Origin of the sequence: Streptomyces sp. NPDC002138, assembly GCF_040296485.1 — a bacterium.
In the GTDB taxonomy this organism is placed as follows: domain Bacteria; phylum Actinomycetota; class Actinomycetes; order Streptomycetales; family Streptomycetaceae; genus Streptomyces.
This window is the reverse complement of the sequence record NZ_JBEOXE010000043.1, coordinates 1-23,193: the sequence shown is the minus strand read 5'-3', so window position 1 is coordinate 23,193 and position 23,193 is coordinate 1. Positions and strand designations below refer to the sequence as shown.

Here is a 23,193-nt window from a genome sequence, read left to right as displayed (position 1 = left end):
GTCACCGGTCCTTCGGGTCGAGGAACCACAGAGCCAGCACGACGAGGAAGGACAGGAAGAGGAATCCCGCCCCCCACCAGGCCGTGTGGGCATTGCCCTTCATCCACTCGTTGACGGTCACGGTCAGCGCCCAGAGCTGGCCGATCACGACGGTGAGGGCCAGGGCCAGACGGGCGTTGAGCTTCGAGGAACGCTCCGGTTCCTGCTCGGTACCGGCCCCCGGGCCGGGGCCCGTGTGCCGGATCCGGGGGTCGCCGTAGCCGCTGGTCGGGCGGATCTGGGGGTAGCGCTCCCGGACCGGCCGGTTCAGCCGGGGCTGGGCGCTGCCCGGCCGGTAGGCGGGCCGGGGAGGAACCCGGGGGTCGCTCATGTCCGCCTGCTCTCGGTGGCGCGGGCCGCGCCCGGGCAGCCCAGGCGGGCGGCCATCTCGGGGCGGGCGTCGCTGAACTGCCGGCACAGGGCTTCCTTGGCCGGCTCTCCGGACCGGGCGGTGGCCACGGCCCAGACGCTTCCGTCCACCTGCTCGCTCAGGAAGACCTTGGGGAGCGGGCGGGGTGGCGGGCCCGCGGTGACCTCGCCGGTGCGGGCGTCGAAGACTCCCTCGTGGCAGGGGCAGTACAGCTCCCCGTCCGGGCCGCGGTCCTCGCGCCAGAGCACCGCGCAGGCCAGGTGGGTGCAGACGGCGGAGTAGCCGACGAGGGAGCCGTCCTGGAGGCGTACGGCCAGGGCGCGGTCCTCCTCGCCGGGGAACCGGAAGGCCACGGAGTGCCCCGGAGGGAGCAGGTCGGCGACCTTCTTGGGCTTGGGCAGGGTCTCGTTGTCCCCGTGCCGGTGCAGGATGCCGGCGGCCACGCCCACGCCTCCGATGGCCAGCCCGCCGGAGACCGTGGCGACGATCCGCAGGTAGTCGCGCCGGGTGGTCAGGGAATCGGCGCTGATCCGGTCCCTGAGCTGCACGGCGGCGGCGTCCACCCCCGTGTCGGCGCCCGCGCCCACCCCCGTGTCCGCGTCCGGGCCGGGGCCGTGTTCGCCGCCCGGGCCGGGAGCGGGCTGTTCGGTGACGCTCATCGGACATCCACTCCGTTGATCTCGACGACGGGGAGCCCGCCCGGGACGGGCCACTGCACCTTGTCGGCGGGAACGACCATCGCCACACCGGTCTGCACGACCACGTCGCCGAAGACGAAGGAGTCGGCGACCTGGACGCCGGGGCGCTCGGCCTGGAGTTCCTCGAGGGTGCCGTAGAACAGGGCGCCGGTGGGGCAGACCGTGGCGCACATGGGGGCCAGGCCGTAGGAGGTGCGGTCGTAGCAGAGGTTGCACTTCATCTGCAGCTTCGCCTGAAGGTCGATCTTCGGGACGCCGAAGGGGCAGGCGTTGACGCAGTTGGAGCAGCCGATGCAGCGGGTGGTGTCGGCCTGCTGCACCACGCCGTCGGCGGTCACCAGGATCGCGTCGGCGGGACACACCTCGGCGCAGGGCGCGACCGGGTCCTCGCAGTGCATGCAGACCGTGGGAAGGGAGGCGACGGACATGCCGGGATCGGTGTAGTCCAGGTGGATCATCGATTTGCCGCGGTGCGAGTCGCATTCGCGGCAGGCGGAGACACAGGCCTGGCAGCCGATGCAGCGTCCCGGGTCGATGAAGATCGTTCTGCCCATCATGGCGCGATCAGCTCCTCTCCGCCGTGCCGCGGCCCTGGGGGGACGTGGGGGGCAGGGGGTCGGTGCGGGACACCTGGGTTTCCGGATAGGCCTCGTGGCCGGGGGCCGTGGGCGGGGCGGGCACCTCGTCGACGCGCTCGGCGGCCTCGATCCGGGCGGCGCAGACCTTGTACTCGGGGATCTTGGAGCGCGGGTCCAGGGCGTCGATGGTCAGGGCGTTCGCTGCCGTCGGGACGGGCCAGTGGTAGGGGATGAAGACGGTGTCCGGGCGGATCGCCTCGGTGACCAGGGCCGGGAAGACCTCGCTGCCCCGGCGGGTGACCACCCGGACCGGATCGCCGTTGCGGAAGCCGTGCGAGGGGTGGACCTCCACCCACGGGCGCGGGGTCTGCTCGACCAGGGCGCCCAGACGGCGGGTCTGGTTGCCGGAGAGGAAGTGCGCGACGGTGCGCCCGGTGGTGAGGGAGAGGGGGTACTCCTCGGTGTAGGCGTCCATCGGCGGATGCCATTCGACGACCTGCAGGTGGACCTTCCCGTCGGGGTGGAAGGTCGTGCCGCCCTCGAACAGCCGGGGGGTGCCCGGGTGGTCGGTGGAGGGACAGGGCCAGGCGATGCCGCCGGTCTCCTCCAGGCGTTCGTAGGTGATCCCGTAGTAGTCGTTGACCGTGCCCGCTGAGGCGACGCGCAGCTCCTCGAACACCTCGCGGGAGCCGGGGAAGTCGAATTTGTCGCCCACTCCGAGGCGCCGCGCCAGCTCGCACATCACCCAGGTGTCGGTGCGGACCCCGGCGGGCGGCTCCTGGGCCTTGTTGTGCTTGACGACGCGGGCCTCGGTGTTGGCCATGACGCCCTCGTCCTCGGCCCAGACGGTGACCGGGAAGACCACATGCGCGTTGGTGGCGGTCTCGGAGAGGAAGAAGTCGAACTGTGCGTGGAACTCGAGGGTGTCGTAGCCCTCCTTGACCGTGCCGTAGTTCGGGAGCGAGACGAAGGGGTTGTTGCAGATGCCGATCAGACCGCGGATCTCGCGCCGCTGCATCTGCCAGACCATCTCCATCATGGAGGTGCCGGCGAGCGGGAGCTCGGACTCCTCGATGCCCCAGATCTCGCAGATCTGGCGGCGGTGTTCCTCGTTCAGGATGGAGCGGCCGCCGGGGAGGAGGTCGGACTTCTGGCCGTGTTCGCGGCCGCCCTGACCGTTGCCCTGGCCGGTGATGGTGCCGTATCCGGCGCCCGGCTTGCCGAGGTTTCCGGTGGCGGTGCAGAGGTTGATGATCGACAGGCAGTTCTCGACGCCCTGGGAGTGGTGTTCCACGCCCCGCGCGTGCATCGCCATGGCGTTCCCGGCGCCCGCGAACATCCGGGCGACCTGGACGACCTGGGAGGAGGGGATCCCGCAGATCTCGGCGGCGCGGACCGGGGAGTACTGCGCGGCGGTCGCCTTGACCTCCTCCCAGCCGGTGGTGTGCTCGGCGAGGAAGGCCTCGTCGGTCAGCCCTTCCTCGATCACCACGCCGAGGACGGCGTTGAAGAAGGCCGAGTCGGTGCCGGGCTTGAGGGCGACGTGGACGTCGGCGGTGCGCGCGATCGCCGTCTCGCGCGGGTCGACCACGATCAGGCTCGCGCCCCGGTCGCGGGCGCCCCACACGTACTGGGTCATCACGGGGAAGCACTCCCCCACGTTCGACCCGGCGATCAGCAGGCAGTCGGTGAGGAGGATGTCGGAGAAGGGGTTGCCCGCCCGGTCGATGCCGAAGGCCAGCTTGTTGGCCCCGGCGGCGCTGACCATGCACAGCCGCCCGTTGTAGTCGACGTGCCGGGTCTTGAGCGCGACCCGGGCGAACTTGCCGACCAGGTAGGTCTTCTCGGAGTACAGGCTCGCGCCGCCGAGCAGGCCGAAGGCGTCGTTGCCGTGGGCGCCCTGGATGCGCCGGATCTCGGCGACGGTGTGGTCCAGCGCCTCGTCCCAGGAGACCTCCTTGAAGGGCTCGTCCCGGGAGCGGCGCAGCAGCGGCGCGGTCAGCCGGTCGGGGTGGTTGACCTGCTGGTAGGCGTTGATGCCCTTGGGGCACAGGCGCATCCGGTTGATGTCGTGGTTGCGCGGTTCGACGCCGAAGACCTTGCCGCCCTTGTCGACGCGCAGGTACATCCCGCACTGCACCCCGCAGAAGCAGCAGTGGGTGGGGACGAGCGTCTCGCCGTTCTGGTCCGCATGCCACTGGTCCGCCGGGATCCCGCCCGCGTCCCGGAAGTCGCGGGTGCCGGGCGGGGAGAGCGAAGGGTCGAGGGGGAGGGGCTGCCGGCTCACTTGAAGCCCTTCTTGACGTGGTCGAGGTACGCGCCGCCGCGCAGCACCCGCTTGCAGCGCGGGCAGTACTCCGCCCAGGCGTCGAAGTCGAGCTTCAGGTCGCGCATGGTGCCGCGCAGGTTCTCGACGTACGGGGCCGTGTCCACGGGCTCCCCGCACCGCTTGCAGGCGAAGACCTGCTCGTCCTGGCGGGCGGTGTACTTGAAGAGCTGCATCCCGACGGCGGCCGGCCGCTGCACGATGTGGAAGAACTTCCCGAAGGGGATGTAGATGAGGGTGAAGACCACCGAGACCATGTGCAGGATCGCCAGGAACTCGTACCCGCCGCCGTGCAGGAAGATCGAGGAGAAGGTGAGCAGCAGCCCGGTCACGGAGATGACGATCAGCAGGATCAGCGGGAGCAGGTCGTAGGCGAAGCGCTGCCCGGTGATGGCTCCGCGGTCCTTCATCCGCCGCCACAGGAAGTACGAGGCGCCGGGGATGACGAGGACGGCGGCGATGTCCAGGCCGTGGAACATCAGCCAGCCCGGGATGCTCAGCGCGTCGAAGCCGAGCACCTTGATGCCCCAGATCCGCATCTCGTAGCCGGGTCCCGAGGCGCTGCCCGAGGTGAAGGTGAACCATCCCCAGGTCAGCGGGAAGGTGATCAGCGCGGCCAGGACGCAGCCCCAGAAGATCAGCTGGTGGGCGGCCCAGCGGGCGTGCGAGCGGGCGCCCAGGAACTTCTGGAAGCCCAGGTAGGTGGCGATCATCTTCGGCAGGGCGGTGGGGGCCTTGCGGAAGTTGGCGCCCGAGAAGAGGCTGCCGAAGCCCTTCTTGAAAAGGCGGCGCGCGCCGGGGGCCGAGACCCAGACCGTGTAGCGGTAGGCGACGCCGAAGGCCAGGAAGACGGTGGCGACGGCGTACGGGAGCAGGGCGGAGTCGAAGTCGCGCAGCAGCCTGCTGCCGAGCACGATCGCGGCGATCAGGAGCAGGGAGACCACGGCGCCCGCCAGGCTGGCCCGGGCGGTGACGGACCGCCCCGCCCCCGGCCGCGCCCCCGGCCGCGTCCCCGGCCGCGTCCGCGGCGGGGGCGCCTCGTCGGGGGGTGGCGCTGCGTCGAGTACTTCTGAGGGCTCGGGCACAGGACCACGCTAGGTCTTATGTCCCGTTTCAGCCTGCTACGCGGGCATTGTCGCTAGGCCATTGGAGGGAAGCGAGGGGGAAGTACTGAAGGCGCGTACGAAAGGGAAGCACGTCTCAGACCGCCGTCAGGCCCCGCGCCGCGAAGACCGCCTTGGCCTCCGCGATCTGCCCGGCGGTCGGCGACGGCGTGTCATGCAGGGAGAACTCCATGTCCAGGGCCTCCCACTTGCTCTCCCCTAGCTTGTGGAAGGGCAGTACGTCGACCCGCGAGACGTTGCCGAGCCCGGCCGCGAAGTCGGCGACGCCCTCGATGTTCTCCCGGGCGTCGGTCAGCCCCGGCACCAGCACGAAGCGCAGGTGCACGTCGTTGCCGAGGCCGGCCAGGCGGCGGGCGAAGTCGAGGGTGGGCTCCAGCGGGCGGCCGGTGACCTTCTGGTACGTCTCCCGGTCCCAGGACTTGATGTCCAGCAGCACCAGGTCCACATCGCGCAGCAGCGCGTCGGTGGCGCGGGCCCCGAGGAACCCGGAGGTGTCCAGGGCGGTGTGCAGCCCGAGGTCGTGCTTCATCCGGTGCAGCAGCTCGCCCGCGAAGACCGGCTGGAGCAGCGGCTCGCCGCCGGAGACCGTGGCGCCGCCGCCGGAGGCGGTGATGAAGCGGGTGTACTTGCGCGCCTCGGCGATCACGTCATCGGCCGAGGTCCGCTTGCCGCTGCGCATTCGCATGGTGTCGGGGTTGTGGCAGTACAGGCAGCTCAGCGGGCAGCCCGCGAGGAAGGTGACGAACCGGGTGCCGGGACCGTCCACGCCCGTCGACAGGTCCCAGGAGTGCACGGAGCCCTCGCTCGGCCGCTGGGTCGCGGCGGCGGCGGGGGTCCGGGGGCTCCGCCCCGGGCCCACGGGGACGGCGTGGGCGGCGCCGACGGGGATGGTCGTACCGAACAGGACGGTCATGGCAGGTGCTCCAGATGCGAGGGGCTGATCTGGTGGGAGGCCGGGACGGGGGCCGGGACGGGGGCCGCCCGGAGCGCGGAGGGATCCGGGCGGCCCCCCGCCTCTAGAGGGAGCCGTGGAACGTGCGGTTCAGCACGTCCATCTGCTGTGCGCGGGTCAGCCGGACGAAGTTCACCGCGTACCCGCTGACGCGGATGGTGAGCTGCGGGTAGTTCTCCGGGTGCTCCATGGCGTCCATGAGCGTGTCGCGGTTGAGCACGTTCACGTTCATGTGGAAGCCGTCGCTGGCCATGTACCCGTCGAGCACGCCCGCCAGGTTCCTGATCCGCTCCTCGGGGGTGCGGCCCAGGCCGTCGGGGGTGACCGTGTTGGTCAGCGAGATGCCGTCCTCGGCGTCCTCGTACGGCAGCTTCGCGACCGACAGCGCGGAGGTCACGTACCCGTGGGTGTCACGGCCGTTCATCGGGTTGGCACCCGGGGAGAACGGCTCGCCCGCGCGGCGTCCGTCCGGCGTGTTGCCGGTCTTCTTGCCGTAGACGACGTTCGAGGTGATGGTCAGCACCGACTGGGTGTGCTCGGCGCCGCGGTAGGTCGGGTGCCTGCGCACCTTCTTCATGAACTCCTCGACCAGCCACACCGCGATGTCGTCGACCCGGTCGTCGTTGTTGCCGTACGCCGGGTACTCGCCCTCGATCACGTAGTCCGTGACCAGGCCGGTCTCGTCGCGCACCGGGGTGACCCTCGCGTACTTGATCGCGGCCAGCGAGTCCGCTGCGACCGAGAGTCCGGCGATCCCGCAGGCCATCGTGCGGCGCACGTCGCGGTCGTGGAGCGCCATCTCGATGCGCTCGTAGGCGTACTTGTCGTGCATGTAGTGGATGACGTTCAGCGCGTGGACGTAGGTGTCCGCCAGCCATTCCATCTGCTCGCCGAACTTGGCCATGACCTCGTCGTAGTCGAGCACCTCGGAGGTCAGCGCGCCGGTCGCGGGCCCGACCTGGGCGCCGGACTTCTCGTCCCGGCCGCCGTTGATCGCGTAGAGCAGGGTCTTGGCGACGTTCACGCGGGCGCCGAAGTACTGCATCTGCTTGCCGACGGGCATCGCCGAGACGCAGCACGCGATGGCGGTGTCGTCGCCGAAGCGCGGGCGCATCAGCTCGTCCGACTCGTACTGGACCGACGAGGTGTCGATGGAGACCCGCGCGCAGAACTCCTTGAAGCCCTGCGGCAGCCGGGGCGACCAGAAGACCGTCATGTTCGGCTCGGGCGCCGGGCCGAGGTTGTACAGGGTCTGGAGGTAGCGGAAGGAGGACTTGGTGACCAGCGGCCGGCCGTCCTCGCCCATGCCCGCGATCGACTCGGTGACCCAGGTCGGGTCGCCGGAGAACAGCTCGTCGTAGTCCGGGGTGCGCAGGAAGCGCACGATGCGGAGCTTGATGATGAAGTCGTCGATCAGCTCCTGCGCCTGCTCCTCCGTCAGGAGATCGGCGTCGATGTCGCGCTGGAGGTAGACGTCGATGAAGGTGGAGGTGCGGCCGAGCGACATGGCCGCGCCGTTCTGCTCCTTCACGGCGGCGAGGTAGGCGAAGTACAGCCACTGGACGGCCTCGCGGCCGGTGGTGGCCGGCCCGGAGATGTCGTGGCCGTAGGAGGCCGCCATCGCCTTCAGTTCGGCGAGGGCGCGGATCTGCTCGGCGAGCTCCTCGCGCAGGCGGATCGTCTCCTCCAGCGAGCGGTTGCCCGCGGGGAGGGCGTTCAGCTCCTCCTTCTCCTCCTTCTTCACGGCGATGAGGCGGTCGACACCGTAGAGGGCCACGCGGCGGTAGTCGCCGATGATGCGGCCGCGGCCGTAGGCGTCGGGCAGACCGGTGACGATGCCCGCCTTGCGGGCGGCGCGGATCTCGGGGGTGTAGGCGTCGAAGACACCGGCGTTGTGGGTCTTGCGGTACTGCGTGAAGACCTGCTCCAGGTCCTCGGAGACCGGGTAGCCGTACGTCTCCAGGGCGCCGGCGACCATGCGCCAGCCGCCGTACGGCATGATCGCGCGCTTGAGCGGGGCGTCCGTCTGGAGGCCGACGATCAGGTCCTTGTCGCGGTCGATGTAGCCGGGGGCGTGCGCGGTGATCGTGGAGGGGATGTCGTGGGCGACGTCGTAGACGCCCTTCGCGCGCTCCTCGGGGAACCTGTCCGTGATCGCCTTCCACACGGCGGTGGTGCGCTCGGTCGGGCCGGCGAGGAAGGAGTCGTCGCCCTCGTACGGCGTGTAGTTCTGCTGGATGAAGTCGCGGACGTCGATGGCGTCGCGCCACAGGCCGCCCTTGAAGCCGTTCCAGGCTCCGCCGTTCTTCGTGGTGTCCGCAGGGGTGACAGTCATCGCCCGCACCTTCCGAGTCGCCTCATTGCTTGTATCCATTGCACGCCATTTGATCGATCATTTGCGGCCGCGTTGGTCCCGAACCGGGGCCCGAAGGTCCCCCCGCTTCCGGCCCGGGTCGCCCCACACACCCGCTGACCTGGCATTTCGAGCAGGCCTTAAGCCCTTCGCGCGCTTGTGAAACCATTCACAAATATCCGCGCGGAAGGGACCTAGCTGGGGGCCTCGGCGCCCTTGCGGGCGTAGAAGTACCAGGCCACGACCACGCAGCTCGCGTAGAAGGCCACGAAGCCCCACATCGCGCTGGTGACCGCGAAGTTCGCGAACATCGCCGGGATGAAGAAGAAGCCATATGCGGCGATCGCGGCGGTGAAACCGGTGACCGCGCCCGACTCGATCTCCGCCTCCTTCAGCGCGGCCGCGTACCGCGGGGTGCCCTCCTCCAGGCCCTTCAGGTGCAGGCCGCGGAAGATGACCGGGATCTGGCGGAAGGTCGAGCCGTTGCCGATGCCGGAGAAGAAGAACGCCGACAGGAAGCAGCAGAAGAAGCCGTAGAAGGACCCGGAGCCGGAGCCCGCGGGCAGGAAGGTGATCACGCCGATGATCGACGCGGCCATGCCCACGAACGACAGGATCGTGACCCGCGCGCCGCCCAGCTTGTCGGCGATCCAGCCGCCCGCCCACCGGGCCAGCGCGCCCAGCGCCGGGCCCATCCAGGCGTAGGTGGCGACGGAGTACGCCGGGAAGGTCGTCTTGATCAGCAGCGGCAGGGCCGCCGCGAAGCCGATGAAGGAGCCGAAGGTGCCGACGTAGAGCCAGGTCATCACCCAGTTGTGCTTGCGCTTGAAGATGACCTTCTGCTGGCTGAACGGGGTGGAGGCGACCTTCAGGTCGTTCTGGCCGAACCAGGCCACCACGGCCAGCACCACGAGCACCGGCACCCAGACGAAGGCGGCGTTCTGGAGGTAGATCTCCGATCCGTTCGCCTTCCGCTGCCCCGCGCCGATCGCCAGCACCGAGGAGGTGATCAGGATCGGGGTCAGCAGCTGCACCACGGACACGCCCAGGTTGCCCAGGCCGCCGTTGATGCCGGTCGCGTTGCCCTTCTCGCGCTTCGGGTAGAAGAAGCCGATGTTGGCCAGCGAGGAGGAGAAGTTGGCGCCGCCGATGCCGCAGAGGGCGGCGATCAGGGCCATCGTCGTGTACGAGGTCCGCGGGTCCTGGACCGCGAAGCCCAGCCAGAGCAGCGGCACGATCAGGACGAGCGTGGAGACCGCGGTGAAGCGGCGCTGGCCGACCATCGGGCCGAGGAAGGTGTAGAAGATGCGGGCCGTGCCGCCGGTGATGCCCGGGACGGCCGTCAGCCAGAACAGCTGCGACTGGCTGAAGCCGAAGCCGACGTCCTTGAGGTTGGTGGCCGTGATGCTCCACACCTGCCAGACGACGAAGGCGACCAGCAGCGCCGGAACCGCGATCCAGAGGTTGCGGGTGGCGACCTTCTTACCCGTGGAGCTCCAGAAGGACGGATCCTCCGGGGTCCATTCGGTGATGGTGCGGCCGGGCCGGTGCTGCGCCGGGTCGGGCGCCTGCGCACGGCCTGTCGCCGGGGGCGCGTCCTGGATGACGGAACTCATGGCGTGTCCTGAACGTTGAGAACGGGTGCTGAGGGTCCTGACCCCTTCAGGTTCCGCCCGCGGACCCGCCGCGCGTCAGGGGAGAACGTCGTGTGGGCGACAGGACAAGGTCCTGCCGCCCACAGGGCGTTGGTCGCGCTCCCGCGGTGCCTTGAGGCTGCCGCTACGGCCGCCGCCGCTTCCGGATGCCGCTACGGCCTCCGCTTCCGGCTGCCGCTACGGCCGCCGCTGGATCTCCAGGACCGGCAGCGAGACCTCCGGGTCGTCGAGGCAGACGCCGGTCCGCAGGTCGAAGACCTGCTTGTGCATCGGCGAGGTCACCACCGGGACGCCGTCGCGGGTACCCATGATGCCGTTCGCCATCACGTCGGCCCCCGAGAAGGGGTCCCGGTCGCCGACCGCGTAGACCTCGCCCGAGCGGTCCTTGAAGAGCGCCGCCCGGCTGCCGTCGGGCAGCACCACCGCGCGCCCGCGGCCCGGCTCCAAGGCCTCCGCCGCGCCGAAGCCGACGCCACCGGAGCCGACGCCATCGAAGCCCACGCCACCGGAGCCGACGCCCCCGGAACCCACGCCCCCGAAGCGCGCCAGCGCCACCGGGTCCTCCAGCACCGCCTGCCACTCGTCCTGGTACGCCGCCACATGCCGCTCCATCTGCGCCTCCAGCTCCGCGCAGATCCCCAGCGAATCCCCGATCAGCACCGCCCGGAGGTGCTCCAGCCCCGCCGAACCGCCGCCCAGGCGCTCGACCCAGGCCGCCGTCCGCTCCAGCCGCTCCCCGGTGCGGACGTAGTACATGAGGAACCGGTCCACCAGCGCGAAGAGTTCCCCGCTCGTCAGGTCCGCGGCCAGCAGGTCCGCGTGGCGCGGGACGGCCCCGCCGTTGCCGCCGACGTACAGGTTCCACCCCTTGCTGGTGGCGATGATCCCGACGTCCTTGCCGCGGGCCTCCGCGCATTCGCGCACGCAGCCCGACACCCCGCCCTTGAACTTGTGGGGCGTCCGCAGGCCCCGGTAGCGCAGCTCCAGGTCGATGGCGAGCTGGATCGAATCGCCCTGCCCGAAGCGGCAGAAGCGGGCGCCCACACAGGACTTGACCGCGCGCAGGGACTTTCCATACGCCTGGCCGGACTCGAAGCCTGCCCCGCCGAGGCGCCGCCAGATGTCGGGGAGCTGCTCCGCGCGGGCGCCGAAGAGGCCGATCCGCTGGGCCCCGGTGATCTTCGTGTAGAGGCCGTAGTCCCGGGCGACCTCGCCGATCGCGATGACCTGGTCGGCGGTGATCTCGCCGCCCGCGACCCGCGGGACGACCGAGTAGGTGCCGTCCTTCTGGAGGTTGGCGAGGAAGAGGTCGTTGGAGTCCTGGAGCGCCGCCTGCTCGCCCTCCAGGACGTGCCCGAGCCCGAGGTCCGGGGCGAGGGTGCCCAGTACGTTCGCCACGACCGGCTTGCAGACCGCGCAGCCCTCGCCGCCCGCGCCGTACCGCTCCAGGAGCTCGGTGAAGCTGCGGATGTGCTCGGCGGCCACCTTCGCGTAGATCTCGGCGCGGGTCAGCGCGAAGTGTTCGCACAGGCCGCGCGCCTTCTCGACGCCCGCCGCCGCCAGCTCGGCGTCCAGTACGCCCTGCAGCGTGCCGAGGCAGCCGCCACAGCCGGTGCCCGCCTTGGTGCACTTCTTGATCCCGCCGAGGTCGGCCGGCGACTGTGCGGTCACGGCCGTACGGACCTGGCCCTTGGTGACGTTGTGGCAGCTGCACACCACCGCGTCGTCGGGCAGGGCGTCCGCTCCGGGCGGTCCGGCGCCCTCCGCGGACGGCAGGATGAAGGCTTCCGCCGGGCCGGGCAGCAGGCGGCCGGCGTGCGGCTTGAGCGACCCGTACGCCTGCGCGTCGCCGACCAGGATCCCGCCGAGCAGCGCCCCGTCGGGGCCGAGCAGCAGCTTCTTGTACACGCCCTCGCGGGCGTTGGAGAAGACCACGGAGACCGCGGCGCCCTGCCCCTCGGGGGCGAAGGGGTCCCCGAAGGAGGCCACGTCGGCGCCCATCAGCTTGAGCTTGGTGGAGGTGTCGGCCCCGGTGAAGGTCAGCTTCCCGGCGCCGGCCAGCGCCTCGGCGACCGTCTCCGCCATCTGGTAGCCGGGGGCGACCAGCCCGTAGACCCTGCCGTCGACGGTCTGCGCGCACTCGCCGATCGCGTAGACGCACGGGTCGCTGGTGCGGCAGTGCGCGTCGACGACCACACCGCCGCGGTCGCCGACGGCGAGCCCGCACGCGCGGGCCAGGCGGTCGCGCGGGCGCACTCCGGCGGAGAACACCACGACGTCCGCGCCGATCTCCTCGCCGTTGGTCAGCCGCAGCGCCCGCGCCCGCCCGTCCGCGTGGACCCGCACCCCGCCCGCGCCGACGCCCGTGTGCACCGCGACGCCCATCGACTCGATGGTGGCGCGCAGCGCGGCCGCGCCGCCGTCGTCGACCTGGAGGGGCATCAGCCGCGGCGCGAACTCCACGACGTGCGTGGTCAGTCCGAGGGTGCGCAGCGCGCCCGCCGCCTCCAGGCCGAGCAGTCCGCCGCCGATGACCACGCCCGTACGGACGCCGGGTCCCGCCGCGTAGGCGGTGAGCGCTTCGACGTCGTCGAGGGTGCGGTACGTGAAGCAGCCCCCGGCGTCGGCGCCGTCGATCGGGGGCACGAAGGGGGAGGAGCCGGTGGCGAGCACCAGGGCGTCGTAGCCGATCACCGCGCCGGAGGCGCTGGTCACCGTACGGGCGGCGGGGTCGATCTGCGTGGCGGGGTCGCCGAGGCGCAGGTCGATGGCGTGCCGTGCGACGAAGCCGGGCTCGGCCAGGGCCAGTTCCGCGCCGCTCGCTCCGGTGAAGGCGGCGGACAGGTGCACGCGGTCGTAGGCGGGCCGCCGTTCCTCGGCGAGGACGACGACGTGCCAGCCGCCCGCGCCGCCCGCGCCGGGGCCCGCCAGCGCGCCGCGCTCGGCGAGTGCCTCCAGTAGGCGGTGTCCCACCATGCCGTGGCCGATGACGACCAGCGTCTGCGCCATGGTCCCACTCCGTCCGTTCCCGGGGCGGCGCGCCGCGTCGCGCGCCTGCCGCCACCACTGGCGGCCTTCTGACGGTAGGTCCGCGCCGCGGCCCCCGACGGCGGTGAAGGGCCCGTCGGCGCGGGTCGCCGGACCTCTTCCGCGCGGGACCTGTGACCTGCGGCGAAGGCCTTTGGGGTGCGTGTGGCGGGCGCGGCCCGCGCCTAGCGTGGAAGCCGGGGGGCGAAGGCACCGATGCGGGATTCCTTGGAGGGCAGCGCCATGCTCGTACTCGCCGTGCACGGCAGCGCCGTCCCGGCCGCCGCGCGGACGGTCTCCCGGCTGGTGGCGACGATCGAGGCGCTGAGCGGGGTCCACGCGGCCGTGGGCCACCTCGACGTGCAGCGCCCCTCGCTCGCCGACGCGGTACGGGCGCACCCGCGCGCGGTGGTGGTCCCGCTGCTGCTCGGCGACGGCTACCACCGCCGCGTCGACCTCCCCGCCGTCCTGGAGGGCACCGGCTGCGTCCTCACCGAGGGGCTGAGCGGCGCGTGGGAGGTGGCCCGGGCCCTGCGGAGCAGGCTGCGCGAGGCGGAGCGGCGCCGCGGCCCCTACACCCGGGCGGACGCGGTGGTCGTGGCCAGGGCGGGCTCCTCCCGCCCCGGCGGCAACGACGGGACCCGGACCTGCGCGGCCCAGCTGGCCGCGCTGCTGGACCGCGACGGCGATGCGGGCCCCGAGCCGGTCCCGGTCGTGCCCGCCTGTCTGACCTCGGCCGGGCCCACCGTCGCCGAGGCGCTGGCCTCGCTGCGGGGCGCCGGCTACCGGCGGGTGGCGCTCGGCGCGCACCTGCTGGCCCCGGGCCGGTTCAGCCGCGCCCTCGCGGGGGCCGGGGCCTGGACGGTGTCGGAGCCGCTGGCCGACGATCCGGGCGTCGCCCGCCTGGTGGTCGACCGGTACGAGTCCGCCCGGGGTACCCGGGCGCTGCGGGCCGCGCGCCTGGCCTGTTAGGGGGCCGGGCGCTGCTGTGCTGGCCGGTATGGCATACGTACCGATGACCGCGCGCAGCCCCGACGAGGGCCACCGGGCCGCGACCCCGCTGGAACTGTTCTTCGACCTGTGTTTCGTCGTCGCGGTGGCGCAGGCGGGGGCCCGCCTGGTGCACGCGCTCGCCGAGGGGCACGTGGCCGCCGGGATCAGCGGCTATCTGTTCGTGTTCTTCGGCGTGTTCTGGGCCTGGGTCAACTTCTCGTGGTTCGCGTCCGCCTACGACACCGACGACGTGCCGTACCGGATCGCGGTGCTGGTGCAGATCTCCGGCGTGCTGATCTACGCGGCCGGGGTGCCGCGGGCCTTCGACGCCGACGACTGGACCATCGCGGTCATCGGCTACCTCGTGATGCGGGTGGCGCTGACCGTGCAGTGGCTGCGGGCCGCCGCCGGGGAGAGCGGTGCGGGCCGGACGTCGGCCCTGACGTACGCGGCCGGGCTCGTGGTGTGCCAGGCGGGCTGGGTGGCGCTGCTGCTGGCTCCGGAGGGGATGCGGCGCTGGCTGTTCCTGGTGATGGTGGTGGCCGAGCTGTCGGTGCCGCTGATCGCCGAGCGCTCGTACCAGACCCCGTGGCACGCCCACCACATCGTGGAGCGGTACGGGCTGTTCACGCTGATCGTGCTCGGCGAGACGATCTCCGCCAGCACGATCGCGGTGCAGTCGGCGCTGGACGAGCACGACGCGCTGGGCGAGCTGCTGCCGATCGCCGCGGGCGGCCTGCTGCTGGTGTTCGCCGCCTGGTGGATCTACTTCGCGGTGCCCGCGCACGAACGGGTGACGGGCAACCGCTCGGCGCTGCCCTGGGGGTACGGGCACTTCCTGATCCTCGGGTCGGCGGCGGCGATCGGGGCGGGCATCGAGGTGGCCGTGGAGCAGGCGGTCGGCAAGGCCCACGTGTCCGTACTGGCCGCCAACCTCGGGGTGTGCGTGCCCGCCGCGCTGTTCCTGGCGATGGTGTGGCTGCTGCACGCGCGGCACTTCAAGCGGGGCGCGGCCCAGCAGCTGACCCTGCCGGTGGCGGCGCCGGCGGTCCTGGGCTGTGCCTGGACCGGGGAGCACGCGGTGCTGTGGGCGGGACTGGTGGCGGCGGCCACCGTCGCGGTGGGCGTGACCTTGGCGCACCGGGCGCGTTCAGCAGCGTGAGCGGGGGCCGTGGGGGGCGGCGGGGGGACACGCGGGTCCAGGGCGCCCTGGACACCCTGACCATCTGGAAGAAGGTGCGGGCCATGACGGTCCCGGCACAGCGGCATCCGTCCGACATCGATCTCGCCGACCCGGCGTTCTGGCAGCTGCCTCCGCAGGCCCGGCTGGCGGCCTTCGCCCGGCTGCGGGCGCTGGACGGCCCGCGCTGGTTCACCGAGCGCCCGGCCTCCTGGCGCGGTCCCGAGCGCGGTCACTGGGCGCTCGTACGGCACGCGGACGTGCAGGAGGCGAGCAGGCTCCCGAAGGTGTTCGCGAGCGCGCCGGGGGTGACCACGCCCGAGCCGGCCCGCTGGGTGCGGGCGCTGTTCGGGGACTCGATGGTCAATCTGGACGGGGCGGACCACGCGCAGCTGCGCAAGATCGTGCAGCGGGCGTTCACCCCGCGGCTGCTGGCGGCCGCCGAGGCCGACATCCACGCGGTGGCGGCGCGGATCGTGGACGACGTACTGGCGGAGCGGCCCGGGGAGTTCGTCTCGGCGGTCTCCTCACGGCTCCCGCTGGACGTCATCTGCAACATGATGGGAATCCCCGGGGAGTACCGGGCGGAGATCGCCGACCGGGTCAACCACGCCTCGGAGAACATCGGCGTGGAGCGCGGCCTGGCAGCGCGGCTGCGGATGCCGGGGCGCGGGCTGCGGGCGCTGGCCCGGATGCAGCGGATGGTCGCGGGGATCGCCGAGGAGCGGCGGAAGAACCCCACCGACGACCTGATCTCGGCGCTGGTCCGCGCGAACGTGGACGGCGAGGCCCTGGGCGTGCGGCAACTGGGCGCGTTCTTCTCGCTGCTGATGGTGGCCGGGGTGGAGACCACCCGCAATGCGATCACCCACGGCCTGGCGCTGCTGACCGATCACCCGGAGCAGCGCGAGCTGCTGCTGGGGGATTTCGAGAAGTACGCCGACGGTGCGGTGGACGAGATGATCCGGCACTCGACGCCGATCATCCAGTTCCGCCGGACGGTGGTCGCCGAACACACCCTCGGCGGGCACCTGTTCATGCCCGGCGACAAGGTGGTGCTGTACTACGCGTCCGCCAACCGCGACGAGGCGGTCTTCCCCGCTCCGGACGCCTTCGACATCACCCGCTCGCCCAATCCGCACCTGGGCTTCGGGGGCGGCGGCCCGCACTTCTGCCTGGGCGCGCATCTGGCCCGGGTGGAGATGAAGGCGCTGTTCCGCGAGCTGCTGACCCGGCCGGTCGGCCTGCGGGCGGTCGGGCTGCCGGAGCTCGCCGGGTCGAACTTCGACAACCGGGTCCGGGCCCTGCGGTTCGCCTTCGACACCTGAGCGGCGCGGGCGCGGCGGCCTCCGGTGACCGGCGCGGGCGCGGCGGCCTGGCGGTCGCGGTTCCCGTCGCGGATCCGTCCGTACGCCCGCACGCGCGGGCCGGCCACCGGGCAGGCTGGGAGCCCGGCGGTCGGCGCCCCGCGCCCGGTGGTTACTTCTTGAGCCGCTGCACCCGCAGCACCGCGTGCACGCTGCTGGTCAGGACCTCTTCGTCGCCCACGAACTTCTTCAGCGTCTCCGCGTCGACCGGCTCGCCGGGCACGGCCTCGGGCCAGGGGCGGGTGGCGAAGAGGAAGTAGACCTGGTCGCTGTCGGCGGCCGCGGCCACCCACTCCGGCGGGGCGGTGCACCGCGCGTTGAGGCCGATCTCCTCGCCCTCCACGGTCAGCGCGACCTGGTCGCCCTCGACGAGGATCTTCACCGGGAACTTGTGCGGGTGAGTGGTGCCGTCCAGTACCTCGTCGCCGATCCGCAGCCCCAGGTGCTCCAGCAGCCCGCGCGCGGACGCCGAGCCGGCCTCGTGGCCGTGCGGGCAGTCGCCCAGGGTGTAGGCGATGAGGTACGGAATGTTGTGCCCGTCCTCGGGATCGCCGATCCACGCGAGCACCGAAAGAGTGCCGAGGTGGGACCGGTCGATTTCGGTGTGAGTCGAAGTCATGGGCCGCACCTTAGTGCTCTTTCACCGCACCCTTTCCCGGCCCTTCACCCGGCTGGGTCAGACCGCCCAGAATCCTTCTCCGGAATTCGTCTGCGTGTTCGCGTCCTGGTACTGGAGGCGTACGATCCGCGCGTTTTCCGGAATTTCGAACACGACCCATCCTTCGGCCCGGTCACCGACGGAGAGGGAATCGAAGACGAGTGGTTTCCCGGTCGTCAGTTCCCCCGTCTTCACCGCCGGATAGCGCTGCCCCGCGCCGTCGTACGCCCACATGCGCCCGAGCGCCCCGTACGTCGCCCCGCCCACGTTGACGAAGGACATCCCGGCGCCCACCCAGCGCTTGCCCGCGGCCGGGGCGAAGGCCGCGTCCACGCTGATCGCCGGATCGACGTACGCGGTGAGGACGGCCTGCAGGTGACGGCCCACCTGGCGGCCCCGCACCCGTACGGGGTCACCCACCCGGGAGTCCTTGACGGCGGCCCCGGCGGCCTGCCCCGGGGCCGGGGCCGGAGCGTCCTCGTCGGCGCCGCCCGGGGCGCCGTCGTCGACCGGGACGGCCGGGGCGGCGGCCGGCGCGAGGGCCGCCCCCTCATGGGCGCTCTCGCAGCCGGTGGAACCGAACAGCAGGAGCGGGAGCAGGGCGAGGGCGAGGACAGGAGCGGACTGGCGCATGCGGGATCCCTTCGGGGATGTATTTCGGCCAGTCTCACGCGCCCGAGCGGGCAATTGCACACACCGACACGATTCGGCGGAACGAGATACCGCCGGGTGACCTGCACAATGCGTTCCGGCGGAATGTACCGCCTGCATCCACCTGGAGGAACGATGAGTACGACCGGATCCCGAATCGCCGTCGCGGCGCTGTCCGCACTGGCCGCCGCCGGCGCCTGCGCGGTGCCCGCGAGCGCCGATTCCGGCCGCGATATGATTTCCATGCAGGACGAGGCGCCGATCCGGCACGACGGCCGCGTCACCCTTTCCGGGGTCTACCGCTGCGCGCCCGGGTCACCCGAGGGAGTGCAGATCCAGACCGAGCTCCGCCAGGACGGCAACAAGCTCGGCATGAGCGCGGGCACCGCCGAATGCGACGGCGCGGTCCACGAGTGGTCCGTGACCGGCACGATGGGGGTCATGCCCGGCTTCCACCCCGGCGAGGCCACGGCCGCGTCCCGGCTGACCGTCGCCCGGATCCACGGCGCTTCCCTGGTGCCGACCGCGGTCTCGCAGGCCACCCTGGCCCAGGACGAGCAGCACGTCATGATCAAGGGCCACTGACGGGCCCGGGCCCCATCGGCCCGCCCACGGCCCCGGTCCGCCCGGTAGCCGCCGCTACCGGCAGTCAGGCGCCGCGCCCGTCATCGACATGAAGGCCACCGACCGGCACTCCGGCGCCGCGTGCGCGCGCCCCGACGCCCCGTGGGCGACCCTCGGCGCGCCGGCCGCGATCACCGCGATCACCAGCGCCCCCAGCAGTACGAGCCCCCACGACCGCATCCTCTCCATGCCCGGATCATCACCCCGGCCACCCGGCACCACAACCTGGCGCGACGACCTGGTCACTCGCGGTCACATCGGGACGGGGGCGTCGAACTCGCACCACACCGCCTTGCCGTCACCCCGGGACTCCACGCCCCAGTGCGTGGCCAGCGCGTCCACCAGCAGCAGCCCGCGCCCCGTGGTCGCCGCCTCCCCGGGACTGCGCCTGCGCGGCCAGACGCTGGAACGGTCCTTGACCCACAGCCGGATCCGGCGGACCGGCTCCGGCAGCACCTCCATGGTCAGCACGGCGCCGCCGTCGGTGTGCAGCAGGGCGTTGACCAGCAGCTCGCCCGCCGCCAGCTCCACGTCGTCGGCGAGGCTCGGCACCCCCCAGTCGCGCAGCGCCTGGCGCAGCGCGTAGCGGGCCTCGGAGAGACCCTCGGGGTCGGCCTGGTGGACGTACTGGTGGATCCGCGGCGCCCGGTGCGTGCCCGGGTCCGGTGCCCGGCGCAGCACCAGCAGGGCCACGTCGTCGCCCGAGCCCCAGCGCTCCCACAGCCGGTCCAGCAGGTGGTCGGCGAGCGCCCCCGACTCCTGGGGTCCGGTGCGCACCGCGTGTGCCAGCGCGTCCATCCCGGTGGTGATCGTCGTACCGGGCTCCTCCACCAGCCCGTCCGTGCAGAGCACCAGGGTCTCGCCGGGGACCAGGTCGAGCCGGGTCTCGGGGAAGTCCTCCTGCTCGAAGACCGAGGCAAGGCCCAGCGGCAGCCCACCGCGCAGGTTCGGCCAGCCGGTCCGGCCGTCGGTGTGCCGGATCAGCGGGCCCAGGTGCCCGGCGCGCACCGCCCGTACGCCGCCCGTCTCCAAGTCCACCTGGGCGTAGGTGCAGGTCGCGAAGCGTTCCGTGTCCAGCTCGGCCAGGAAGCGCGAGGCCCGGGCGAGGACCGTGGAGGGCGGGTGGCCCTCCCCCGCGTACGCCCGCAGCGCGATCCGCAGCTGGCCCATGATCGCGGCCGCGTGCGTGTCGTGGCCCTGGACGTCGCCGACCACGATCCCGACCCGGTCCCGGGGCAACGCGATCACGTCGTACCAGTCGCCGCCGACCTCGCGGCCGCTCCAGGCGGAGTGGTAGCGCACCGCGATCTCGCCGCCGGTGATCTCCGGGATCCGGCGGGGCAGCATGGCGGCCTGCAGCCCGGTGGCGAACTCCCGCTCCTGGTCGAAGAGCAGGGCCCGCTGGAGCGACTGGGCGACGATGCCCGCCAGGCCCAGGGACAGGTTCCGCTCCTCGGGGCTGAACTCGCTGCGCCGCCGGTAGAAGAGCACCAGCCCGCCGATCGCCTGGGCCTGCGCGATCAGGGGCAGGTAGGCGGCCGCGTTGAACTTGATCCGCCCGAGGTAGGACGCGAGCAGCGGGAACTCGGCCGCCAGCGCGCCCAGGTCCGTGACGAAGCGCGCCTTGCGGGTGAGGACCGTCTGCGAGAGCGGCAGCGATCCGTCCAACCGGGTGAACTTCCGCTCGCTGAGGATCTCCAGCGACTCCCCGCTCAGCGCGATGATCTTCATGGCGCCGTTCTCGACCAGCCCCAGGGCCAGGCCGTCCGCGCCGAGCCGCTCCAGCGCACCCGCGCCGGTCAGGGCCGCCGTCACGTCGTCCACCGTCACCGCCCGCGACAGCGCCTCCGTGGTCCGCTGGACGATCGTGGCCTGCTGGGCGCGCGCCGACTCCAGCTTGCGCAGCAGCGTGGCGTGGGCCAGCTCGGCGGTCGCGTCGCGGACGATCCCCACGATCCGCCGGGCGCGCCCGTCCGGATCGCGCAGCACCCGGCCCTGGGTGTGGGTCCACTGATCGTGGCCGTCGCGCCGCTGCACCGTGAAGTACGAGCCGTACGTGTGCCCGCCGCCCTCCAGGGCCGCCAGGATCGCGTCGCGCAGGCGGGCGCTGTCATCGGCCGGGATCCGGACGCCCAGCCCCTCCGGGGTGTGGTCGAAAACCTCCGGCTCCAGGTCGAAGACCCCCATCGCGGCCGGATCCAGATCGACGGTGCCGGCGCGCAGGTCCCACTCGAAGCTGCCCATGCCGTTCAGGGCGAGCCGGTCCGAGGCGCTGGTCACGCCCGGTCCCGGTGCGTCGTGCTCCGCCGCTGCCACGCGTCACACCACCTATCGGCCGGGCCAGCACGGCTGGGAGATCAGCCTCTCCCACTCCTCGTCAGGATGCCCCGGAAGGGTGCGTCCGGCCTCCCGCCAGCGCGTGACGAGGGAGCGGTAGATCATCGGCTGATCGGCGTGCGCGGATTGCGGCGCCCTGGCCGCGTGGGCTCCGTGGGGCGGGTACGGGCCCGGGCCTGCCCCCGCGTACGGGGCCTGTGCCGGGTACGGGGCCTGTGCCGGGTACGCGGCCTGTGCCGGGTACGGGGCCTGTGCCGGCCCGGCGGGCTGTTCCGCGCGGCTCGCGGGAATGCGGACCCAGCCCCGGCCACCCTGTGCTCTTTCCGGGCTCATCGCGGACCCCTCTCACCCCGGACGGGACTCACACCGGATAGGACTTCTGCCGCCCGGCGCCGAGGCCCCGCAGGGCACCGCCGCCACCGGCGGAGCCGGGCAGCGGGCCCTGGGCGCGCAAGCGCCTGCGGACTCCTCTCACCAGTCTCCCCGCCGTGAAGCCCGCTCCGTGCACGAATCGCATGGAAGGACCGAATGAGGGAGCCGTGAGCAGCCCCGCGAAGAACAGCCCCGGCCACGAGGACTCGAAGAACGGGCTCAGCTCGGGCGTGCCCCCCTCCCCGGCCGTGGCCAGCGCCGTCCGCAGCCCGGCGTCCAGCAGCTCCAGCCGCCCCAGCCCCGGGCGGAAGCCGGTGGCCGCGACCACATGGGCGACGTCCAGGACCACCGATTCCCCGGCGGCGGTGGTCAGGCCCAGCCGGGTCCGCGCGCCGACCGGCACCGCCCGGTGCAGGGCGTGGCCCATCAGCGCGGGCACCTGCCGCTCGAAGCGGTCCCGCAGCCACCACGCCCCGGCCGGCCCCAGCTCCGTGGCCGCGATCCGCGTCCGGGTCGCGGCGGGCAGCCGGCGCACCGCCCAGGGCAGCTCCGACCAGGCCCAGCTGCGCCAGCCCGTGCCGAGCCCGCTGTGCGGGTCCCGCAGCGCGCGCGGCAGCGGGCGCTCCAGCGGCTGCGGGAGGGTGTTCCAGTTCAGCCGGGAGCGCCGGGCCACCAGGCAGGGCCGGGCGCCCGCCTCGGCGAGCAGCGCGGCCGTCTCCAGCGCGGCCTGGCCCGCGCCGAGCACCGCGACCTCCTGGCCCGCGAAACGCGTCAGGTCGCGGTGGCCGCTGCTGTGCGAGTAGTGGGTCGGGGGCAGCTCGCGCAGGGCGGGCGGGTGGTTCACGAAGGGCATCACGCCGACCGCGAGGACCACGGTCCGGGCCAGCAGCGGCTCGCCCCCGTCCGTGGTGATCCGGAATCCGCTGCCCTGCGGGGTGACGGCGGTGACCGTCACCTCCTCCACCGGGGGCGCGGCGTTCCGGGCGAACCAGAGCCCGTACTCACTGAACGTCCCGATGGGCAGCGGAGTGCCGTGCTCCGCCACCGTGCCGCGCGTGGCGCAGTAGTCGGCCAGGGTGTGGCGCCCGTCCGGCGCCGAGAGGTTCGAGGACCACGGCTCCGACTTCAGGTACATGCCCTCGGGCATGTGGTCCCGCCAGGAGGCCATCGGGCGGCCGAGCACCCGTACGTCGAGCCCGGCCGCCGCGGCGTGGGCGGCGACCGACAGCCCGTACGGGCCGGCACCGACCACCACGAGATCGTCCATGCGCGTCACCGCTGTCCTCCAGTCTCAAACCGGTGTCATACGTGGCTCATACGACCGGCCCCGGAATCCCGGGGCCGGTTACAGCGAGGTGGGGCGGACCGGGATCTCCGGTGCCGCCGGGTCCACCGGGCCCACCGGGTCAGCGCATCCGCCCGGTCCGGCCTGTCACCGCGTCACCAGCCCGCCCGGCTCGGCCGATTCGGCCGGTTCGGTGGTGCCGGCCTCGGCATCGGGCCCCGGAGGTGCGGGCAGACCCGGCGCGGACGCCGGGGACAGCAGGTCGGGGCCGCCGCGCTGACGGGGCGCGCGGGCCACCGCACGCGCCGTGCGCCGCCCGCGTGCGGGGACACCGCTCAGCGCGTTCCATGCCCCGCGCGCCCCCTTGCCCGCGCCGCGCCCCAGGAAGGCCGCGATCATCGCGAGGAACGGCAGCACGTCGTCCGCGGCGAACCAGGCCAGCTCGACCTGCCCGCGCTCGGCGGGCGGCGCGGCCCGCACCGGCCCCGGCCCGGCGGGACCGGGCCGCACCGGACCGGTACGCCCGGCCCCGTCCGGCCGGGCCCGCGGCCCCGCGACCCGGGGCCCGGGGCCCCCCCCGCCGCCCCCCGCAACGGGGCCGGAC

General features: G+C 72.7%; 18 protein-coding genes and 1 pseudogene. 4 read left to right on the top strand and 15 right to left on the bottom strand.

The genetic code is table 11. The features are described from left to right. Position 1: 1 nt before the first annotated feature. From ABT084_RS25595 to nirB, 9 genes are all read right to left on the bottom strand, one after another. Positions 2-370 (bottom strand): hypothetical protein, encoded by a 369-nt coding sequence (locus ABT084_RS25595; protein WP_351048249.1) that lies wholly within the window; start codon positions 368-370, stop codon positions 2-4. Next, the gene (locus ABT084_RS25590) at positions 367-1,068 is read right to left on the bottom strand and encodes a QcrA and Rieske domain-containing protein (protein ID WP_351048246.1); all 702 of its coding nucleotides are present in this window, start codon (positions 1,066-1,068) and stop codon (positions 367-369) included. Before ABT084_RS25590 ends, ABT084_RS25595 begins: the two co-directional genes overlap by 4 nt. Beyond that, the gene (locus ABT084_RS25585) at positions 1,065-1,664 is read right to left on the bottom strand and encodes a 4Fe-4S dicluster domain-containing protein (protein WP_351048243.1); all 600 of its coding nucleotides are present in this window, start codon (positions 1,662-1,664) and stop codon (positions 1,065-1,067) included. Before ABT084_RS25585 ends, ABT084_RS25590 begins: the two co-directional genes overlap by 4 nt. A gap of 7 nt (positions 1,665-1,671) precedes the next feature. Then, the gene (locus ABT084_RS25580; protein WP_351048240.1) at positions 1,672-3,972 is read right to left on the bottom strand and encodes a molybdopterin oxidoreductase family protein; all 2,301 of its coding nucleotides are present in this window, start codon (positions 3,970-3,972) and stop codon (positions 1,672-1,674) included. Beyond that, positions 3,969-5,096, bottom strand: coding sequence for an MFS transporter (locus ABT084_RS25575; protein ID WP_351048238.1), 1,128 nt, complete (start codon positions 5,094-5,096; stop codon positions 3,969-3,971). Before ABT084_RS25575 ends, ABT084_RS25580 begins: the two co-directional genes overlap by 4 nt. A 115-nt stretch (positions 5,097-5,211) precedes the next feature. After that, positions 5,212-6,048, bottom strand: coding sequence for a pyruvate formate-lyase-activating protein (pflA, locus tag ABT084_RS25570; RefSeq protein WP_351048236.1), 837 nt, complete (start codon positions 6,046-6,048; stop codon positions 5,212-5,214). 103 nt (positions 6,049-6,151) lie between these two features. Beyond that, positions 6,152-8,422 (bottom strand): formate C-acetyltransferase, encoded by a 2,271-nt coding sequence (gene pflB / locus ABT084_RS25565; protein WP_351048233.1) that lies wholly within the window; start codon positions 8,420-8,422, stop codon positions 6,152-6,154. A gap of 212 nt (positions 8,423-8,634) precedes the next feature. Beyond that, the gene (locus ABT084_RS25560) at positions 8,635-10,056 is read right to left on the bottom strand and encodes a NarK family nitrate/nitrite MFS transporter (protein WP_351048231.1); all 1,422 of its coding nucleotides are present in this window, start codon (positions 10,054-10,056) and stop codon (positions 8,635-8,637) included. A gap of 216 nt (positions 10,057-10,272) precedes the next feature. After that, a complete protein-coding gene (gene nirB, locus ABT084_RS25555; protein ID WP_351048228.1) occupies positions 10,273-13,104 on the bottom strand; it encodes a nitrite reductase large subunit NirB in 2,832 nt (943 codons plus the stop codon). Between the two features lie 234 nt (positions 13,105-13,338). On the opposite strand from nirB, the gene ABT084_RS25550 reads away from it, so the two are divergent. From ABT084_RS25550 to ABT084_RS25540, 3 genes are all read left to right on the top strand, one after another. Beyond that, positions 13,339-14,094, top strand: a complete 756-nt coding sequence (locus ABT084_RS25550; RefSeq protein ID WP_351048225.1) for a sirohydrochlorin chelatase — start codon at positions 13,339-13,341, stop codon at positions 14,092-14,094. A gap of 28 nt (positions 14,095-14,122) precedes the next feature. Beyond that, entirely contained in the window at positions 14,123-15,277 is a 1,155-nt protein-coding gene (locus tag ABT084_RS25545; RefSeq protein ID WP_351048223.1) for a low temperature requirement protein A, read from the top strand. 83 nt (positions 15,278-15,360) lie between these two features. After that, entirely contained in the window at positions 15,361-16,623 is a 1,263-nt protein-coding gene (locus ABT084_RS25540) for a cytochrome P450 (RefSeq protein WP_351048220.1), read from the top strand. A gap of 151 nt (positions 16,624-16,774) precedes the next feature. On the opposite strand, the gene ABT084_RS25535 is transcribed toward ABT084_RS25540, so the two are convergent. Beyond that, positions 16,775-17,281, bottom strand: coding sequence for a DUF5949 family protein (locus ABT084_RS25535; protein WP_351048217.1), 507 nt, complete (start codon positions 17,279-17,281; stop codon positions 16,775-16,777). A gap of 57 nt (positions 17,282-17,338) precedes the next feature. Then, positions 17,339-17,953, bottom strand: a complete 615-nt coding sequence (locus ABT084_RS25530) for a DUF4352 domain-containing protein (protein WP_351048215.1) — start codon at positions 17,951-17,953, stop codon at positions 17,339-17,341. 153 nt (positions 17,954-18,106) lie between these two features. Between ABT084_RS25530 and ABT084_RS25525 the strand changes: the two genes are divergently transcribed. Further along, on the top strand, positions 18,107-18,556 hold the full coding sequence (locus ABT084_RS25525; RefSeq protein WP_351048213.1) for a DUF6299 family protein: 450 nt from the start codon (positions 18,107-18,109) through the stop codon (positions 18,554-18,556). A 54-nt stretch (positions 18,557-18,610) separates the two neighbouring features. Here the strand turns inward: ABT084_RS25525 and ABT084_RS25520 are convergent, their stop codons facing one another. The 4 genes and pseudogenes from ABT084_RS25520 to ABT084_RS25505 all read right to left on the bottom strand — a co-directional run. Further along, complete coding sequence (locus tag ABT084_RS25520; protein ID WP_351048211.1) at positions 18,611-18,784, bottom strand: hypothetical protein; 174 nt, start codon at positions 18,782-18,784, stop codon at positions 18,611-18,613. A 63-nt stretch (positions 18,785-18,847) separates the two neighbouring features. Further along, positions 18,848-20,911: a SpoIIE family protein phosphatase gene (locus ABT084_RS25515; RefSeq protein WP_351048208.1), complete on the bottom strand. Its 2,064-nt coding sequence runs from the start codon at positions 20,909-20,911 to the stop codon at positions 18,848-18,850. A 382-nt stretch (positions 20,912-21,293) separates the two neighbouring features. Next, a complete protein-coding gene (locus ABT084_RS25510) occupies positions 21,294-22,571 on the bottom strand; it encodes an NAD(P)-binding domain-containing protein (protein WP_351048206.1) in 1,278 nt (425 codons plus the stop codon). Positions 22,572-22,736: 165 nt separating this feature from the next. Then, positions 22,737-23,193: pseudogene (locus tag ABT084_RS25505) on the bottom strand (hypothetical protein); the annotation flags it as partial.

What these genes read in the sequence shown, in the direction of transcription:
- ABT084_RS25520 (WP_351048211.1), bottom strand. Translation starts at nt 18,784, where the DNA reads ATGGAGAGGATGCGGTCGTGGGGGCTCGTACTGCTGGGGGCGCTGGTG.
- ABT084_RS25510 (WP_351048206.1), bottom strand. Translation starts at nt 22,571, where the DNA reads ATGGACGATCTCGTGGTGGTCGGTGCCGGCCCGTACGGGCTGTCGGTC.
- ABT084_RS25545 (WP_351048223.1), top strand. Translation starts at nt 14,123, where the DNA reads ATGGCATACGTACCGATGACCGCGCGCAGCCCCGACGAGGGCCACCGG.
- ABT084_RS25590 (WP_351048246.1), bottom strand. Translation starts at nt 1,068, where the DNA reads ATGAGCGTCACCGAACAGCCCGCTCCCGGCCCGGGCGGCGAACACGGC.
- ABT084_RS25525 (WP_351048213.1), top strand. Translation starts at nt 18,107, where the DNA reads ATGAGTACGACCGGATCCCGAATCGCCGTCGCGGCGCTGTCCGCACTG.
- ABT084_RS25530 (WP_351048215.1), bottom strand. Translation starts at nt 17,953, where the DNA reads ATGCGCCAGTCCGCTCCTGTCCTCGCCCTCGCCCTGCTCCCGCTCCTG.
- ABT084_RS25560 (WP_351048231.1), bottom strand. Translation starts at nt 10,056, where the DNA reads ATGAGTTCCGTCATCCAGGACGCGCCCCCGGCGACAGGCCGTGCGCAG.
- ABT084_RS25585 (WP_351048243.1), bottom strand. Translation starts at nt 1,664, where the DNA reads ATGATGGGCAGAACGATCTTCATCGACCCGGGACGCTGCATCGGCTGC.
- nirB (WP_351048228.1), bottom strand. Translation starts at nt 13,104, where the DNA reads ATGGCGCAGACGCTGGTCGTCATCGGCCACGGCATGGTGGGACACCGC.
- ABT084_RS25595 (WP_351048249.1), bottom strand. Translation starts at nt 370, where the DNA reads ATGAGCGACCCCCGGGTTCCTCCCCGGCCCGCCTACCGGCCGGGCAGC.
- pflA (WP_351048236.1), bottom strand. Translation starts at nt 6,048, where the DNA reads ATGACCGTCCTGTTCGGTACGACCATCCCCGTCGGCGCCGCCCACGCC.
- pflB (WP_351048233.1), bottom strand. Translation starts at nt 8,422, where the DNA reads ATGACTGTCACCCCTGCGGACACCACGAAGAACGGCGGAGCCTGGAAC.
- ABT084_RS25550 (WP_351048225.1), top strand. Translation starts at nt 13,339, where the DNA reads ATGCGGGATTCCTTGGAGGGCAGCGCCATGCTCGTACTCGCCGTGCAC.
- ABT084_RS25540 (WP_351048220.1), top strand. Translation starts at nt 15,361, where the DNA reads ATGACGGTCCCGGCACAGCGGCATCCGTCCGACATCGATCTCGCCGAC.
- ABT084_RS25535 (WP_351048217.1), bottom strand. Translation starts at nt 17,281, where the DNA reads ATGACTTCGACTCACACCGAAATCGACCGGTCCCACCTCGGCACTCTT.